Source organism: Pseudomonas sp. FG1, assembly GCF_034313875.1.
GTDB classification, from domain to species: Bacteria; Pseudomonadota; Gammaproteobacteria; order Pseudomonadales; family Pseudomonadaceae; genus Aquipseudomonas; species Aquipseudomonas veronii.
In genome coordinates this window covers 6,536,699-6,553,969 of sequence record NZ_JAVIWP010000001.1, presented here as the reverse complement: position 1 = coordinate 6,553,969, position 17,271 = coordinate 6,536,699, and the positions used below count along the sequence as shown (strand labels likewise).

Annotated in this window: 14 protein-coding genes and 1 pseudogene; 3 read left to right on the top strand and 12 right to left on the bottom strand. The window is 60.9% G+C overall.

Annotated elements, in window-relative coordinates:
- Positions 1 to 11 precede the first annotated feature (11 nt).
- Positions 12 to 1,343 (bottom strand): DUF58 domain-containing protein, encoded by a 1,332-nt coding sequence (locus RGV59_RS30200; RefSeq protein WP_126585440.1) that lies wholly within the window; start codon positions 1,341 to 1,343, stop codon positions 12 to 14.
- 7 nt (positions 1,344 to 1,350) lie between these two features.
- Complete coding sequence (locus RGV59_RS30195; RefSeq protein ID WP_186354534.1) at positions 1,351 to 2,391, bottom strand: AAA family ATPase; 1,041 nt, start codon at positions 2,389 to 2,391, stop codon at positions 1,351 to 1,353.
- A 498-nt stretch (positions 2,392 to 2,889) separates the two neighbouring features.
- On the opposite strand from RGV59_RS30195, the gene RGV59_RS30190 reads away from it, so the two are divergent.
- Positions 2,890 to 4,218 (top strand): OprD family porin, encoded by a 1,329-nt coding sequence (locus tag RGV59_RS30190; protein ID WP_017846074.1) that lies wholly within the window; start codon positions 2,890 to 2,892, stop codon positions 4,216 to 4,218.
- Positions 4,219 to 4,500: 282 nt separating this feature from the next.
- Here RGV59_RS30190 and RGV59_RS30185 read toward each other — a convergent pair whose 3' ends face one another.
- The 4 genes from RGV59_RS30185 to RGV59_RS30170 are packed head-to-tail and all read right to left on the bottom strand — an operon-like array spanning position 4,501 to position 8,840.
- Positions 4,501 to 5,658 (bottom strand): DUF4350 domain-containing protein, encoded by a 1,158-nt coding sequence (locus RGV59_RS30185; protein WP_126585439.1) that lies wholly within the window; start codon positions 5,656 to 5,658, stop codon positions 4,501 to 4,503.
- Positions 5,655 to 7,184: a DUF4129 domain-containing protein gene (locus RGV59_RS30180; protein ID WP_046490046.1), complete on the bottom strand. Its 1,530-nt coding sequence runs from the start codon at positions 7,182 to 7,184 to the stop codon at positions 5,655 to 5,657. Before RGV59_RS30180 ends, RGV59_RS30185 begins: the two co-directional genes overlap by 4 nt.
- The gene (locus tag RGV59_RS30175) at positions 7,171 to 8,151 is read right to left on the bottom strand and encodes a stage II sporulation protein M (RefSeq protein ID WP_126585438.1); all 981 of its coding nucleotides are present in this window, start codon (positions 8,149 to 8,151) and stop codon (positions 7,171 to 7,173) included. The genes RGV59_RS30180 and RGV59_RS30175 overlap by 14 nt, the downstream gene beginning before the upstream one ends.
- The gene (locus RGV59_RS30170) at positions 8,148 to 8,840 is read right to left on the bottom strand and encodes an RDD family protein (RefSeq protein WP_026139913.1); all 693 of its coding nucleotides are present in this window, start codon (positions 8,838 to 8,840) and stop codon (positions 8,148 to 8,150) included. The genes RGV59_RS30175 and RGV59_RS30170 overlap by 4 nt, the downstream gene beginning before the upstream one ends.
- Before the next feature lie 167 nt (positions 8,841 to 9,007).
- On the opposite strand from RGV59_RS30170, the gene sbcB reads away from it, so the two are divergent.
- Complete coding sequence (gene sbcB / locus RGV59_RS30165) at positions 9,008 to 10,435, top strand: exodeoxyribonuclease I (RefSeq protein ID WP_017846069.1); 1,428 nt, start codon at positions 9,008 to 9,010, stop codon at positions 10,433 to 10,435.
- A 90-nt stretch (positions 10,436 to 10,525) separates the two neighbouring features.
- On the opposite strand, the gene mvaT is transcribed toward sbcB, so the two are convergent.
- The gene (mvaT, locus tag RGV59_RS30160) at positions 10,526 to 10,900 is read right to left on the bottom strand and encodes a histone-like nucleoid-structuring protein MvaT (RefSeq protein ID WP_005790963.1); all 375 of its coding nucleotides are present in this window, start codon (positions 10,898 to 10,900) and stop codon (positions 10,526 to 10,528) included.
- 347 nt (positions 10,901 to 11,247) lie between these two features.
- Between mvaT and purU the strand changes: the two genes are divergently transcribed.
- Entirely contained in the window at positions 11,248 to 12,096 is an 849-nt protein-coding gene (purU, locus tag RGV59_RS30155; RefSeq protein WP_017847102.1) for a formyltetrahydrofolate deformylase, read from the top strand.
- 127 nt (positions 12,097 to 12,223) lie between these two features.
- Here purU and RGV59_RS30150 read toward each other — a convergent pair whose 3' ends face one another.
- From RGV59_RS30150 to RGV59_RS31905, 5 genes and pseudogenes are all read right to left on the bottom strand, one after another.
- A complete protein-coding gene (locus RGV59_RS30150; protein ID WP_126585437.1) occupies positions 12,224 to 13,324 on the bottom strand; it encodes a lysylphosphatidylglycerol synthase transmembrane domain-containing protein in 1,101 nt (366 codons plus the stop codon).
- Positions 13,321 to 14,064: a DUF2334 domain-containing protein gene (locus tag RGV59_RS30145; RefSeq protein ID WP_126585436.1), complete on the bottom strand. Its 744-nt coding sequence runs from the start codon at positions 14,062 to 14,064 to the stop codon at positions 13,321 to 13,323. Before RGV59_RS30145 ends, RGV59_RS30150 begins: the two co-directional genes overlap by 4 nt.
- Positions 14,057 to 15,178, bottom strand: a complete 1,122-nt coding sequence (locus tag RGV59_RS30140; protein WP_017847105.1) for a glycosyltransferase family 4 protein — start codon at positions 15,176 to 15,178, stop codon at positions 14,057 to 14,059. The genes RGV59_RS30145 and RGV59_RS30140 overlap by 8 nt, the downstream gene beginning before the upstream one ends.
- Positions 15,179 to 15,321: 143 nt before the next feature.
- Entirely contained in the window at positions 15,322 to 16,086 is a 765-nt protein-coding gene (locus RGV59_RS31910; protein ID WP_370737559.1) for a methyl-accepting chemotaxis protein, read from the bottom strand.
- A 93-nt stretch (positions 16,087 to 16,179) separates the two neighbouring features.
- Positions 16,180 to 17,211, bottom strand: a pseudogene (locus RGV59_RS31905) (cache domain-containing protein); the annotation flags it as partial.
- Positions 17,212 to 17,271 lie beyond the last annotated feature (60 nt).

The window sequence follows — 17,271 nt, the reverse complement described above, 5'->3', positions numbered from 1 at the left end:
GTGCGCTGTTTTCACAGAACGCCGGCTTTTTTCCAGCCCAGGTAACGTGTCACCAGAGCGGCGCCCAACTCCGAGGGGCGCGTATCCAGTACCGACAACCCATGGGCGTTCAGGCGGTCATGCAGTTCGTCGCGTTGATTGAGGTAGTCGACGGTGCCGCTGTAGGCCAGCGCTTCGGGCAGGGTTTGCACCGGCGAAAGGCGCAGTTGGTCGAGTACTTCTTCGCGCAGGCTGGCGACCAGTACCCGGTGTTGCCGGCTGATGCGTTTGACCGCAGTCAGCAGCGCCTCATCGTCCTCATCCCGCAGGTTACTCACCACGATCACCAGCGCCCGGCGTTTCTGCCGAGCCAGCAACTGGTTGGCCGCGGCTTCGTAGTCGGCCGCGCGTCGCGTGGTGTCGAGGTCGTAGACGGTGTTGAGCAACAGATTCAACTGTCCGGTGCCCTTGACGGGCGCCAGGTAGCGCGGCTGGTCGCAGGCAAAGGTGCATAGGCCGACGGCATCGCCCTGGCGCAAGGCAACATAACTGAGCAGCAGGCAGGCATTGAGCGCGTGATCGAAGTGGGACAGCTCTGCGTCCTGGCTGCGCATGCGCCGACCACAATCGAGCATGAACACGATCTGCTGGTCGCGTTCGTCCTGGTATTCCCGGGCGATCGGCGTGCGTTGGCGTGCGGTGGCTTTCCAGTCGATCTGCCGCAGGCTGTCGCCCTCGCGAAACTCGCGCAGTTGATGAAACTCCAGCCCCAACCCCCGGCGCTGGCGTTGACGCACGCCCAACTGGCTCAGCCAGTTATCCACACCCAAGAGCTGCGCGCCATACAGGCGGGCGAAATCCGGATAGACCCGGGTGGCATCGCTGACCTCAATGCTGCGCCGAGCGGACCACAACCCCAAGGGGCTGGGCAGGTGCAGCTCGCAGCGACTGAAACTGAAGTGCCCACGCCGCAGGGGGCGCAGCCGATAGCCCAGTTCGCTGCGTTCGCCGGGGCGCAGTTCGATCGACTGCGGCATGTGTTCCAGGCTCAGGCCGTCGGGGACGTGATCGAACACCTGCACCGTCAGCGGTTGTGGGTAATCGTGTTCAAGTGTCAGGCGTACTTCGCCCCAGCGCCCCAATGCCAGGCTGCCGGGCATCTGCCGTTGTATTCGCGCGGACGGACGACGGCGCAGGCGCATCGCGTCCAATAGCGCCAGCAACAACAGCGCGAGCAGCAGACCCCAGGCCACCGAATGCAGGCTGTCGGGCACCGGGAGCTGCAACGCCTGTGCGGCGCCCAGCAATATATTCAGGCCCAGCAGCACGCCGAGCCAGATCAACAGCAGACGGGTCGGCTTCATGGATGGGTCATTGCCGAGGTGCCGAAATCTGGTCCAGCAGTTGCTGGAGGACCTGGTCCACTTCCAGTCCGTCGATATCCAGCTCGGGGGCGATGCGAACGCGATGACGCAGCACCGCCAGGGCGCAGCCCTTGATGTCGTCCGGGGTGACGAACTCGCCCCCGCGCAGCAAGGCGCGGGCACGGGCGCCGCGCACCAGGGCAATGGATGCGCGTGGGCCGGCACCGATGGTCAGCCCCGGCCAACTGCGGGTGGCCCGTGCCAGGCGCACGGCGTAGTCGAGCACTTGCTCATCCAGCGCCAGTTCGCTGGCGATCTGTTGCAGTTGCAACACGTCCTCGGCTTGCAGCACGGTGCGCAGGGGTTGTACGTCGAGCATGTCGGCCCGGGATGAGCGCGTGACTTCGCGCACCATCTCCAGCTCTTGTTGGGAGTCGGGGTAGTCCATCCGCACCTTGAGCATGAAACGGTCCAGTTCGGCCTCGGGCAGCGGGTAGGTGCCTTCCTGCTCGATGGGGTTCTGGGTGGCCAGCACCATGAACGGTTGGCCGATGGGCAGCGCTTCGCCCTCAAGGGTCACTTGGCGCTCCTGCATGGCCTCGAGCAAGGCGGCCTGGGTCTTGGCCGGCGCGCGGTTGATCTCGTCGGCCAGCAACAGGTGGGTAAACAACGGCCCCTTGCGCAGCTTGAACTGCTCGGTGTGCAGGTCGTACACGGCGTGCCCGGTGACATCGCTGGGCATCAGGTCCGGCGTGAACTGGATGCGCGCGAAGTCGCCGCCGAAGCAACGGGCCAGGGCCCGAACCAACAAGGTCTTGCCCAGGCCGGGTACGCCTTCAAGCAGCACGTGGCCGCCGGCGATCAAGGCGGTGAGGACGTCGTCGATCACCTGGTCCTGGCCAATCACCGCCTTGCGCAGCTCAACACGCAACGCTTGGGCTTGGCGGCTGGCGTGTTGCAGGGTTTCGGTGGTCAGGGCAGTGGGTGTTGGAAATTCGCTGATGATTTCCGGAGCCTTATTCATTGTTACATTGGTTGTATTATCCATAAATCAGATACTTACCTAATCTAACTATTGTTGGGTTTTTATGGGCCGGATGAATGGAATCAGGTCGATATGCACAACTTTCATTCCATGATAGTCCCCGACTTTGGGTGCTCGACAGACGACGCGTCGGCCATAATGACCCGCTTCGGTTTGGAGGGATGCCTCCAGGCGCCAGTGGCACTGCCTTCCGGATCATCCCCTGATGCCAAGGGCAATGGAAGTGTGGCCGCTCAAGAGAAGACACTACAGACTGGCTATGCTTTGTAAACCTCAATAAGACGCTCTCTCGCCTCTCCGGCTGCAACGGGCAGCTCGTTATAGGGCGGCAGGAGAGCCGCTTTTTCAACAGCGTTGGGCAAAAGCAGCCGCTCTCGAGTAACAAGCTGGCTTGTTTAGCCGCCAAGTTTAATATCAGAATATTCATCTGGTTTCATTTGTTGATCGTCTGGGCTATCGCCTTAATGCTCCAACACGACATCGTGCACTGGAGCAAAAATAATGAAAAAACACCAATCGGCACTTCAACTCAATACCTTGGCCGTGGCGCTGGCATTTGCCTTGCCGGCCATGAGCTATGCCAGCGATCAGTCCGATTCCAAGGGGTTTGTCGCGGACAGCAGTTTAAATATTCTGAATCGCAACATGTTCTGGAACCAGAACGGCAGCGGCACCCACACCCGTGACTGGAGTCAAGCGCTGATGGCGACCTTCAGCTCGGGCTTCACCCAAGGCACCATCGGCGTCGGCATTGATGCGTTTGCCGACCTGGCGTTGCGCATCGACGGGAGCACCGACCGTGCCGGAGGCCCGAACATTCCATCCGATGCCAATGGCCATCCGGATCACGGCCTCGCGAAGGCCGGCGGTGACGTCAAGTTCCGTGTTTCCAATACCACGCTCAAGGTCGGCGACTTGCAGCCCACGTCGCCGGTGTTTGCCACCGCTGATAACTACCTGATGCCACAGACGGCATCGGGCTTCCAGATCGACAGTCATGAAATCACGGGCCTGAACCTGGAGGCCGGTCATTACACCGCCGGTACCGGTAACACCACCACGTCGCGCAGCGGCGACATTCTCGCCAGCTATGCGGGTGTGGAAGCGGCGTCGGCCAGCTTCGCGGGTGGCAAGTACCAGTTCAGTAAGGAATTCACCGCGTCGCTGTACGGAGCGCGCCTGGAAGACGTTTGGAACCAGTACTACGTCAACTTGAACCTTGTTCATCCATTGGCCGTTGACCAATCCGTCGCACTGGATTTCAACCTCTATCGCACACTGGACGACGGCAGCGCCAAGGCCGGTACCATCGACACCACTGCAGCCTCGCTGGCGGCTGCCTACACCCTGGGCGCGCACACCTTCACCCTGGCCGGACAGAAGATCCATGGTGACGAGCCGTTCGACTATGTCGGCTTTGGGGAGACCAACGCCGGTGTCGGTGCCGGCCGCTACGGTAACTCGATCAACCTCGCTGATTCGGTGCAGTACTCCGACTTCAACGGCCCGGGCGAGAAGTCCTGGCAGATGCGCTATGACTTGGACATGAGTTCCTTTGGCGTCCCGGGCCTGAGCTTCATGGCTCGTCATATTCGCGGTTCTGGCATCGACGGTACGCATACTGCCAGTAACTCGGCCTACGCCGGGGCCTATGGCGCCAACGATCAGGAACACGAAACCGACGCCGAAGTGAAATACGTCGTACAGAGTGGCCCGGCCAAGAAACTGACTGTTCACCTGCGGGAGGCCTGGCACGATGGCGATGCTTCTACCGGGGGGCATTTGGTGCAGACGCGTCTGATTACTGAGTACCCGTTGAATATCTTCTAAACAGGCGGGCTTACTTGTCGCTTTAGTTAACGTGTTTGGATTCAACGACGAAACTCGACCGACAGTCTTGCCGCACAAATGCGATATAACCAAACACGGCCTTTGAGGTCTGCCGGGGTTTGTGCGTCCAGAGACTCGGCCGGGGCAATCAGGCGACGGATCAGGCACTCCACGTTGGTTCTCACTCTGGGTGTGGATCTCACGAGGCGCTGAACCTCAGAGTCGAGGCGCAGCGCCCTCTTGCTGGCGTTGTACCACGCACCTTCGTCACAGAACGCGGGGTCATAGTGCATTCCTGAGCGTTTGCAGGCACGCCACCTGGCGGCTGAAATCGGCGCTGGAAAGCCGTTTTGCCGCAAGGGGGCCAAGGGCCTGGCTGATCACGTGAGAGGGTTGGCGCGTCAGGTGTTCAAGCACCTGCCACTGGTCTGCGGTGTTTAGGTGTTCAAAGCCAGGGTGGCGCCGCCTTGCGGCGCGCAGGATATCGCGCTGCAAGGCGTGCAACAGGGTGCCCTGGCCGCTGCGGCGCAGCAGGAAGTCGGCGCTGGCCTGCAAGTGTTCCTGCAGTTGTCGGCGTGCTTTGGGCGCTGGCGCCTGGATCGGGCCTTGGCGCATGCCGGCCTGCCAGAGCGCCAGGGCGATCAGCGCGGCGAGCGCCACCAGCGCCTGGGGGAAATAGCGCATCAACAAGGTGAACAGGTCGTCCACGTCGCTGTTGAACAGCAGGCTCACGTCGGTGCCCTGGTTGAGGTACCACAGCAGCCAGGCGTTATCGTGTTGGCCGATTCCCGGGGTTTTCCATAAGTCGCTGTCGGTGACGACTGTCACACGGCCTTGGCCGAGATTGAGTTGCATCAGGTGGCTGGACCTGGCGCTGTTGGCGGAAAACTGGGCCAGGTGCTTGGGGTCGGTGAGATTGAAGTCGGTATCGAAGCTGAAATACGCCGGGGCGGTTTCATTGTCGACATAGAGCTTGGTCAGGTCCGGTTTTTTCTGTTTGCGTGCCGGAGCGGGTTGCTCGGATTCGTCGCTCAAGGTCTGCTGGATATGCAGGCTGTCGAGCAGCAGGTCGCCGCTTTTAGCGGTTTCTTCATCCCACAGCGCTTCGGCCACCACCAGCAGGTGGCCACCGGACTTTGCCCAGTCCAGCAGTTGATCCACCTGGCGCGGGGTCATGTTGTCGCGTTCGCCCAGCAGCAACAGGCTGCGGCCATTGGGGGGCAGATCGGAGAGCCGTTCAAGGCCGCTGGCACGTTCCACCGCCAGGCCTTGCTGGCGCAGAAAGTGTTCGGCCGCCAGGTAGGGATTGCCCAATGCTTCGGGTGAAGGGCCGCGATCCACCACTTCGTCATAAGGAATTGCCTTGTGCCACACATACAGGCCGCTCGCCCCCAGCAGGCAAGCAAGCAGCAACCCCACCCACAGCAATGGCCGCTTCATCGGGCGACTCCCGAGCTGAACAGGGTGCGCCAATCGTTGCACAACTGCTGCTGTACCACCGCGGGCGGAAGGCGGTGCCCGTAGGCGAGGTTTTGCCAGTGCCGGGTCAATTCGTCGCTGAATGCCAGCAATTGTGGTTGTTGCAAGCGTTGAACGCGTTCCAGGACCTGGCCTTCGGTGTCGGCGGTTTTCAGTGGCAGGTTGAAGTCGTGCAGTAACCGACTGAGTAGCCCGCGATACAACAGGCCCAGGGCTTCCCTGGGGTGGTTGGGCCATAGTCGCTCGGCGGCGCTGGCAATGTCATCGGGCAGGGTTTCGGCGCCCAGCTCCAGGCCGAACAGTTGGGTGGGTGTCGGTTTGGCGAGCTTGGGTTGGCGTGGCCCGCGCCGGCTGACAAAGGTGCGCAGCCACTCGCGATAACGCCAGGCGAGCAACGCCACGCCGCCCGCCAACAGACTCCACAGCAGCACCTCCAGGCCTTGGGCGAGGTGCTTGAAGGCGTCGCTGTTGAAGTTGTCCAGCAGTGCTTGCAGCCAGGCCGGTAGTTTGCCCTCACCGCGTGCCTGGGGCTTGGTGTTGGGTTTTTCGTCAGCAAAGCGATAGCGCGTGACGGTTTCCGGATTTTTGAACGGAGGCTTGTCCAGCAGCGCCTTGATCGATTGGCTGGCGGATTGGGGGGTGACTTGCCGGGTGGGGGGCGAGTCATCGGCCATCGCGGGTCGGCCCAGCGGCAGCAGCATCAGCCCGATCACCAGCAGTAGCAACGGGGCCGCGCTGCTCAGGCGCTGGCGCAGGCGGCGAAAAACCAGCTCAAGGTCCCACGCTTCCAGCACGGTGCGACGGTTGAGGTAGAGGCTGAAGCCACAGGCGACGTAGATCGGTTCCCAGAACACCAGGACCAGCGCGTAGAAAGCGTTGCTCAGGTGTTCCAGCCACAACCCCTCCGGGCCGGTTGCCAGGGCCAGCCGTTGCCAGTCCCAATCCAGTTCAACCTGCTGGGGGATGAACAGATAGAACAGCGCCATGCAGCCGAACCACAGGCCGATTTCCAGGTGTACACCGAGCGTGGTCAACCAGCGCGCCGCGCCGGCGTTGTGTTGCTGCAGTACGCCCAGGCGTTTTTGGCGCGCCTGACCATCCAGGCCCTCGAGTTGGCTGACCGGCATCAAAAAGCTGCGGCTCAGGCTCAGTCGCCGCCAGGTCAGGCTGGCCAGGAGTTGGCCCTTGAGCAGGCGCGGCCAGTGACGCACGGCCTGTTTCAGGCTGGGCGTCTCGCCAAACAGGGCCTTGGACAGGATATACAGGGGCAGCCGGTCGAAGGCCGGCTTCAACCACCAGAACACAAACAAGGCCGTGGACGGGTATTGCCACAACAGAACGCTAAGCGCGATGAATATCGGCAGGCTCACCAGCGCCCAACTGGCCATCAGCAGTAGTCGATGTTCCTGGGCCATTAACACGCCCAGGTCCATGGCTTCCCATGATGTTCGCGGGCGAATCACTACGCTGGCATCACTCAGGCGCATGGCGAGTCCGTCCGGCAAGGGTCAGGTAGGCGGCCACCAGTAGCCAGAGCCCCGCGCCCACCAGGTATTTGATCCAAGGCGCGATCGCGGTGGTGGAAGACCAGTAGGCTTCGATAAATGCTGCGATCAGCAGGAACAGCATGACGCCGCAGAGCATCTGCACGCTTTTACGTGCCGCCAGCCGCAGGGATTCACCGCGTGTCAGGTGCCCCGGAGCAATCAACGCCCAGCCCAACTGCAAGCCTGCCGCGCCAGCCAGGGCAATTGCGCTGAGTTCGAAGGCACCGTGGCCGATGACAAACGACCAGAAGGTCTGGCCGTAGCCGATTTCAGTGAGGTGCCCGGAGATCGCACCGATGATCAGGCCGTTGAATATCAGAAAGAACACGCTGCCCAGGCCGAACAGCAAGCCCGCGGCAAAAGTCTGGAAGGCGATGCCGATGTTGTGCATCACGTAGTAGCCGAACATCATCCAGTCTTCACTGGATGCACGTTCGGCGACGCGGCCCAGGCGACTGGCGTCCGGGTCGTACATGCTATGCATCTCGGCCACCTGCTGGGGGCTGACGACGCTGTAGATCAGTTCGGGAAACAGGTACACCAGCAGTGCAATACCCATCAGGCTGCCGAAGAACAGCAGGCTGGCGATCAGCACGAAGCGCCACTGTTCACGCACCAGCCGGGGGAAACCGGCCAGCAGGAAAGCCAATACGTTCGCACCCAATTGACTGCGGTGGCGATACAGCTGTTGGTGGCCGCGCAGGGCCAGTTGTTGCAGCGGGTCCACCAGGTAACTGCTGTAGCCGCGCTCCTGGGCCATGGCCAGGTGCTGGCACAGGCGTCGATACTGATGAGGGAAATCAGCCAGCTCAGCGGCCTTGGCCTTGCCTTGTTCCAACTGCGTCAGTTGTTCGGCGAACGCTTGCCATTGGGGCTGATGACGGCTTTCGAACAGGCTCTGTTTCATGTCGGCCCCAGCAAGCCACGGGCCACGCCGTTGAGCTGCTCGACAGCGCGAGCCGGGGACACCTGCAGGGGCGTGGCGAGGATCGAGGCCAGTTCCTGTACTCGCTCGGCGGACAGTTCGCCCTGGCGCTCGGCGAAATTGAGGATGGCGCGCTGTTCGCTCAGGTCCAGGGCAAATGGCAGGCGCAGGGCAGGGGCCTGCGGCACCTTGGGGCGTGCCAATGGCAGTTCGCGGTAGACCACCAGCGTGCCGGCCGCCAGATCACCGAGCCGTTTGAAGTTAGGGTGCTGCAGGCAACTGATGGCGCCGAGAAAGTAGCCGAACGGCAGCATATCGACAAAGCGCAGCAGGTTGCGGATGAGTGAGGCCGACCAGCCGATGGGCGTGCCGTCATCCTGTACCACGCGCATCCCCATGACCTGCTTGCCCGGCGAGCAGCCCTGGTTGAGTACTTCAAACAGCACCATGTACCACCAACTGACCAGGAACAGCAGCAACGAGCCCAGCCCTATGCCGATGTTGCCGAGCAGGGCCAACGGAACCAGCAGGATGCCCATGAGCAACCCGCGCACGCCCAGGTCGAAGGCGAAGGCCAGCGCACGTGGCAGCAGGCCGGCCGGGCGCAAGGGCAGGTCGATGCCCTCTGGGGTCTCGATCTGGTAACGGGTATCCAATGGAGCTGATGGCATCGCGATCCTTGGCAGCGCAGAGCGGTTGGAAGACACGGATGCTAGCAGTGTCGGCGATGGAAGCAACCATTCAAGGTTTTGCTGGATGTTTATACAGTTGATCTGGCGCTGGCCTCAGGCACCTTCCAGCGCCTAGACTTTGTCGATCTTCAGCACAGGAATAGCCCGTGACCACTCTTTTCTGGTACGACTATGAAACCACCGGCATCAACCCGCGCAGCGATCGTCCCCTCCAGGTCGCCGGTATTCGCACCGATGTCGACCTCAACGAGGTTGGCCCGCCGGTCAACCTGTATTGCCAACCCAGCGACGATATCCTGCCCCATCCGGCCGCCTGTGCGATTACCGGCATCACCCCGCGCATGCTGGCGGAAAAAGGCTTGGCCGAAGCCGATTTCATGACGCGGGTGCATGCCGAACTGGCGGCCCCCGGTACCTGTGGGGTGGGTTACAACACCCTGCGGTTTGACGATGAAATGACCCGTTACAGTCTCTATCGCAATTTCTTCGACCCCTACGCGCGTGAATGGCAGGGCGGGAACAGCCGCTGGGACTTGATCGATGTGATGCGTACCGCCTACGCGCTGCGCCCGGAGGGAATCGTCTGGCCCGAGCAGGATGGGCGTGTCACCCTCAAGTTGGAGCGTTTGACCGAGGCCAACGGGATCGCCCATGGCCAGGCCCACGATGCGTTGTCCGACGTGCGCGCGACCATTGCCCTGGCCCGATTGGTCCGTGAAAAACAGCCCAGGTTGTACGACTGGCTATTCCAATTGCGCAGCAAGCAACGGGTGATGGACCAGGTGCGGCTGCTGCAACCGATGGTGCATATCTCCGGGCGTTTTTCAGCCGAGCGCCATTTCCTCGGCGTCGTACTGCCCCTGGCCTGGCACCCGCGCAATCGCAACGCATTGATCGTCTGTGACCTGGGCCTTGATCCGCAAGGGCTGCTGGACCTCGACGCCAATACCTTGCGTCAGCGCCTCTACACCCGTCGTGATGACCTGGCCGCAGGCGAGTTACCGGTACCGCTCAAGTTGTTGCATATCAACCGCTGCCCGGTGGTGGCGCCATTGAATGTGCTGCGGGCGCAAGACCGTGAACGACTGCAATTGGATATGGACGCTTATCAGGCGCGGGCGCTGCGGCTAACTGACGCACAGGAAGTTTGGCGCGACAAGTTGGCGGAGATTTATGCCGAGGAAGATTTTGCACCGAGTTCGGACCCGGAGCAGCAGCTCTATGATGGTTTTATCGGTGACCGCGACCGTCGTTTGTGCGAACAAGTCCGCGCGGCAGAGCCGGCGCAATTGGCGCGGCAGCAGTGGCCCTTTGATGATCAGCGTTTGCCGGAATTATTATTTCGCTACCGTGCGCGCAACTTTCCTGCAACCTTGAACAGCGAGGAGCAACAACGCTGGAAACTTTTCTGTCAGCAACGCTTGTCAGATGGCGAATGGGGGGCACCCAATACCTTGGAGGCATTTAAACGTGCTCGTATTGAATTGGCTGTTAGTGCCACGCCGTTTCAGCGTCAGGTGCTGGATCAATGGCAGGAGTATGCTGACTCTTTAGCCGTTCGGTTCAATCTGTAATCAGGCAATTGCAGATTATTCAGACAATAAAAAACGCCAGCAAGCTGGCGTTTTTCGTCTGTCGCGTATCAGGCAAGAGCCTGGCGAGGCTTAGCCCAGCAGGGTAGCCCAGCCTTCAACCACGTCACCGCCCCACTTGGCTTTCCACTCTTTCAGCGTCTTGTGGTTGCCGCCTTTGGTTTCAATCACTTCGCCGTTGTGCGGGTTTTTGTATTGCTTGACCTTGCGGGCACGCTTGGTGCCGGTAGTTTTCACTGCGCCGCGCGGTGCTTTAACTTTAGACTCTGGGTCCAGCAGCGCGATGATGTCACGCAGGGATTTGGAGTATTCACCCATCAGGGTACGCAGTTTGCCTTCGAATTCCAGCTCGGTTTGCAGTTTGTCGTCTTGGGACAGATTCTTCAAACGGGCTTGCAGCTCTTTGATAGCTTCTTCGGTGGCACGGTATTCGTTGATCAGGGACATGTGGACTACCTTATGTAGAGCGCTGATTGACAGGGATAGTGGCCCAATAATAGTCAGGCTATTTCCCCAAGTAAACATTTAAGGGAACATTTATGTGAATTACTTTGAATGTTTGTGGCAAATCTATGCAAACGAGTTAATTAGTAGCGGGTATGGGCAAAGACTACCTGCTTAATTTTCGCTAACTGCCTGAGCGTGCCGATGCACATGCATATAGCGGTGGTAAAACCCTACGTTATTAAGGGGTGTGGTCAAGGCGAGGGCAGAATAAGCGTCAACGGATACTGCAGTTTTTCTGCGTAATCGCTAGAATGACCGCCTTTGCGAAGTTCTGGAGTTTTCCCCTAATGCACACTTTTCGGCTGGTGATCGCTTGCCCGGACCGGGTTGGCATCGTTGCCAAAGTCAGTAACTTTCTGGCCTCCCACAACGGCTGGATCACCGAGGCGAGCCATCACTCGGACAATCTCAGCGGTTGGTTCTTCATGCGCCACGAAATCCGTGCCGATACGCTGCCCTTTGGCCTTGAGGCGTTTCGCGAGGCGTTTGCGCCGATCGCCGAAGAGTTTTCGATGATCTGGCACATCAGCGATACCGAGCAGAAAAAACGTGTGGTGTTGATGGCCAGCCGTGAATCGCACTGCCTGGCGGACTTGCTGCACCGCTGGCACAGCGACGAGCTGGACTGTGAGATCGCCTGCGTGATCTCCAACCATGACGACCTGCGTAGCATGGTCGAGTGGCATGGCATCCCGTACTACCATGTGCCGGTCAACCCGCAGGACAAGGAACCGGCGTTCGCCGAGGTGTCCCGCCTGGTCAAGCAGCATGAAACCGATGTCGTGGTGCTGGCGCGCTACATGCAGATCCTGCCGCCGGAACTCTGCCGCGAATACGCCGGCAAGGTGATCAACATTCACCACAGTTTCCTGCCGTCGTTTGTCGGTGCCAAACCGTACCACCAGGCTTCCCTGCGTGGCGTGAAGTTGATTGGCGCAACGTGCCATTACGTCACCGAAGAACTGGACGCCGGCCCGATCATCGAGCAGGATGTGGTGCGTGTCAGCCACAGCGACAGCATTGATGACATGGTGCGCTTCGGCCGTGACGTCGAGAAAATGGTCCTGGCCCGTGGCCTGCGCTATCACTTGGAAGACCGCGTGCTGGTACACGGCAACAAAACAGTCGTGTTCTGATCAACGCGTTTTGATTGAAGAATGAAGGGCCTGGGCGTTAAATCGTCCCAGGCCTTTTTTCATTGATCTGCCCAGCAGGACAAGCCCATGACCGATCCACTCGATAAAGCTACGTCCAGGGCGCCCGCTACGTTGGGCGAGGGGTGTCTGAGTCGCTATGACCCGGATGAGCTGGAGGCCGAGGATGGTACTGACTTTCCTGGGGCAGCCCAATTGTGGGACGAGTTGCAGAAACGGCCGGCGTCCCCTGAAACAGACGCTTGAGCAGCGGCCTGCCGAGCATCAGCAGAAACACCGGCCCACCGGCCAGCAGATAGAAATAGTAGGTCACCGCCCGCCAGATCAGAATCGCCGCCGCTGCGCTGGATTTGCCCAGCCAGGGCGCCAGCAAGGCCGCTGACGTCAACTCCGCCGCACCGGCCCCGCCGGGCATAAGGCTGAACTGGCCCGCCGTCAGCGACAGCATCTGGATCAGGAAACTCCAGGCCCACTGCACATCGCCTCCCAACCCTTGTACCGCAAGGTAAAGCACGCTGTAGCGCAGTATCCAATGCAGGCTGGTCAAGGCAAACACGGCGGACAGGGTGCGCCACGGCAATTTCAGCGTTTGGGTAAATGCCGCCAGGAAGCGCAACACTTTGCGCGCCCAGCGCCGGCGAGTCGCGGCGCTTACCTTGCATCGCTGGAGCAAGGTGCCGCTCAGGCGTATCAGGCGGCGATGAAAGCGCACCAGCAGCACAGCGCTGAACACTGCGCCCACCATCGATGCCGCACTGAGCCCCAACAGCCACTCCAGGCGTGGGCTGAGGCTGTGGAACACTGCGTACAATGCGATCCCCAGCAGTGCGCAGAAAAAAAACAGCAAGTCGCTCAACTGATCCATGGCGAACACCGCGCTGCCATGAGCCGGACGTATGCCGTTGCGCGCCAGCAGGACCATCAGTGTCAGTGGCCCGCCGCTGCCTCCGGGCGTGGCGCACATGGCGAATTCGGTCGATATCACCACGCCCAGGCTGTTGAGTCGCCCCAGTTGGCCGCGTTGCTCGCCCAGTAATAAGCGGATACGCACGCTGTTGATCAGCCAGCACAGGATAATCATGCCGAACATCAGCGACAGTTGAGGCAGCGGGAATTGCTTCAGGCGCGTAATGGTTTCGCCACCTCCCAGCCACACGGGGATCGCCAGCGCCAGCAGCAGGCCCAGCAGCAGCCAGATCACCCGGCTCATGGCTGGGTGGCCAGCCAAGCGGCCTTGGTCAGTGGTGTGCGTCCGGCGTTGAGCAGGCGTTGTAGGGTTTCAAGCCAGTAGCGGCGGGAAAATTCGTGGCGCATGTCCACCGGGTGCAGTCCCAGGCGAATCACCGGGGCCGCCTGCCAGCGCTGTTCCCGTCGGTCGCTGAGACACTTGGACAGACCTCGGCGCCAGGCACTGCGCGCACTCCACACCAGCCCCGGGGCGTTGACCGGCGTGAAGTCGGGTAGCCGGTACAGATGTTGCGGGTCGCTGGTGTAGGTCAGCGGCAATTGGCGCAGTGCCTCGCGGGTGCCGCGGCTCATCAGCCAGGCGGGAGCGACAAAGCCTTGCAGCGGCCAGTCGTAGCGACGGAATACCTCGATGCCATCGCTGATACGCTGCAGCGCCTGATCCTGGCGCAGTTGGTAGAACTCACCCTCATGGGTATACAGGCGCCGCATGAACCAGGCTTTAGGGGTGCGCGGAGCCGGTTGGTCGTCGCAATGGTAGTAGCCGTGCAAGGTCAGCTCATCGCCCTTGGCCACGCGGCTGTCCAGCAGGCGGCGAAAGTCGCCATGGGCGGTCAGGGCGTCATGATGATGAAACTCCGGCACCACCAGCCAGGTGATGGGCACGCCGCCCAACGCGTCGACGGCTGCGACGAATGGGCGGTAGTCGGCCCAGGTCTGCGGCGCTACATCGTGCAGCACCAGCAGTACCGAGCGCTCATCCATGGGCGAGCATCGGCTTGTGGCTGCCCAGCACCGCATAATAGTGCGTCAACAGGCTGTCGACGACCGTCTCCCAGGCGTAATGCTGTTCGACATGACGCCGAGCCTGCGCGCCCAGGCGACGGCTGTCGGCACCGAACAGCTCGCGCACCGCATCGGCCATGGCCCTTGGATTATTGGGCGTACACAGCAGGCCGCAGCGCTCGTCAATGATCTCGGTAAATGCGCCGGCCGCCACGGCGACCACCGGTATGCCGCAGGCCATGGCCTCCAGTATTACCAGGCCGAAGGTTTCCTGATCGCCGCCATGCAGCAGCGCGTCGGCGCTGGCCATCAGCCGGGCGACATGCTGGGCGGGGCGGAACCCATCGATCACGGTGACGTTGTCCGGCACGCTGGCCGGCATGCCGGAGCCCACCAACAGCAAGTGGTAGTTGTCCCCCAGGCGTTTCATGCAGTTGAGCAGCAGCGGCAGGTTTTTTTCCTTGGAACCGCGCCCGGCGAAGATCAGCAGCCGGGTATCCGCGCCGATCCCCAGTTCGGCGCGCAAGCCCGGGTCGCGGACGTCCGGGCAGAACGTCTGCAGGTCGACCCCCAGCGGCTGCACGAAGACATTATTCACCCCAAGCCCGATGAGCTTGTCAGCCATCACTTGGCTGGGCGCCAGTACCCGGTCGAAATTCCCATAGAGTTTGCTGACGTAGGCTTCAGCGTTCGGGGTAAACCACGACCCCATGCGGTTACTCACCAGCAGCGGCAGATCCGAGTGATAAAAACCAATGACGGGCACATCCAGTTGGCGTCGTGCATCCAGCGCCGCCCAGGCGGTCAGGTACGGGTCGCCGACTTCGATCAGATCGGGCTGTAAATCGTGCAGGACATTTCGCCAAGGCGCGAGCCGAAGGGGGAAGCGGTAGCCCTTGCCGAAGGGGAGGGCGGGGGCCGGCACCTTGAATATCCCATCCCGTTCGCTCAAGTGTGCGCCGGGGACCAACAGGCTGTGGCGAATGCCGGGTTTGAGCGTCAGACGCCGGTGCTTGGCGTCGAGATAAGTGCGTACGCCACCGCTGGCGGGGGCGTAGAACATGGTGATGTCCGCGATATGCACGATGAACATTCCTCCGATCCGTAGCTCTCCTTACGTGGACCTGAGGTAATGATAGATGTTCGATCGGAATTGGGGGCGCGCGCGCTCAAGTTGATAAAGGTCAATGTGGGCGCAAGGCGGACCTGTGCTCCCACAAGGTTCTGTGGTGTCGGTCAGATACGGAAACTGCCCACCAGATGCTTCAGCCGTGCCGCCTGCTGTTCCAGGTCGGCGCAGGCGCGCAGGGTCGATTGCAGGTTTTCCACGCCTTCCTGATTGAGTGTGTTGATCTCGGTGATGTCCATGTTGATCGACTCGACCACCGAGGTCTGCTCCTCGGTGGCGGTGGCGACCGACTGGTTCATCCCATCGATCTCGCCGATGCGCTGGGTCACGCTGTTCAAGCGTTCGCCGGCCAGGTTGGCGATTTCCACGCTGTCGAGGCTGTGGCGCTGGCTTTCGCTCATGGTACTGACCGAATCCCGGGCGCCGACTTGCAGCTCCTCGATCATCGTTTGCACCTGTTGTGCCGATTCCTGGGTGCGGTGCGCCAGGTTGCGCACTTCGTCGGCCACCACCGCAAACCCACGTCCGGCTTCCCCGGCGCGCGCCGCCTCGATGGCGGCGTTGAGCGCCAGCAGGTTGGTTTGCTGAGAGATGCTGGTGATCACTTCGAGGATTTGCCCGATATTCACCGTTTTGCTGTTAAGTGCTTCGATGTTGCTGCTAGAAGCGCTGATCATCGCGGACAACTGAGTCATTGCCTTGATATTGCGTTCAACCACCTGCTGACCGTCTTCGGCCAAGTGCCGCGCATCGCTGGCCTGGTTCGAGGCTTGTGCGGCGTTACGCGCGATTTCCTGGGCGGCGGCCCCCAATTGGTTGATGGCCGCGGCGACGCTGTTGGTGCGGTTGGCCTGCTCGTCGGAATTGATCATCGACGAGTTGGACGCGCTGACCACCCGCAGGGCGACTTCATTGACCTGCCCGGTGGCCGAGGACACTTCGCGGATCGACGTATGAATCCGCTCCACGAAGCGGTTGAACGCATTACCCAGGATGCCGAATTCGTCGTGATTCTGGATGCTCAGGCGACGGGTCAGGTCGCCCTCGCCATCGGCGATGTCCTGCATGGCGCGAGTCATCACGTGCAGCGGTTGCATCAGCACTCGGATCAGCATGCCGAGCAAGGCGATGATGATTACCACGGCAATGATCGTGGCGATGATCGCCGAGGTGCGGAATTCGCTGAGCATGGCGAAGGAGGTGGCTTTATCCACGGAAATACCAAGGTACCAGTTCACCGACGGCAGGCCCTTGATCGGTGTAAAGGTCACGATGTTGTCCTTGCCGTTGGCCTCGACTTCACTGAAGTCGCCGCTGATCTTCGGCGTGTGTTTCGGGTAGACGTCGGCCAGGGTTTTCATCACCAGGTTTTTGTCCGGGTGGACCAGCACCTTGCCGTCGGCGCTGACCAGGAACGCATAACCCATGCCGCCGAAGTTCAGCGCGCCGATGTTGTCCACCAGGGTTTGCAGGCTCAGGTCGCCGCCGACCACGCCGATGCTCTGGCTGCCCTGGGCGCTGGGGGTCGCGATGGAAATGATCAATTGCCCCGTCGCGGCATCGATATAGGGTTCGGTCAGGGTCGAACCATTGCTGCTCTGGGCGCCTTTGTACCAAGGACGAACGCGTGGGTCGAAACCGTCCGGCATCTTGGTGTCGGGGCGGATAGTGAACGCGCCCTGGCTGTCGCCCACGTAGGTTGCCATGAACGAGGAGGTCAGGGCTTTCTGTTCCAGCAGGCTGGCGACCACCTTGGGGTCGGGATTGATCGCAATATTTTGTGCCGCGTTTTCCACCAGGACAATGCGTCCGGTTAGCCAGGTTTGAATGTTGCTGGCAGTGACATCACCCATTTCATGCAGGTAATTGTTGAGATCTTCGCGAATTGCGTTGCGTTGCAGGTAGTCGTTATAAAGCGTAAACAACGCGAAGGCGGCGATGACGATAAGGGAGGCAGCAAGCAGGATTTTGTGGCTGAAACGCAGGTTTTTATTCATGGCCTGAAGGGTCCGCTAAGGTCTTAATATCCAAAACGCGTCCTTATAGGATGCGCAGAA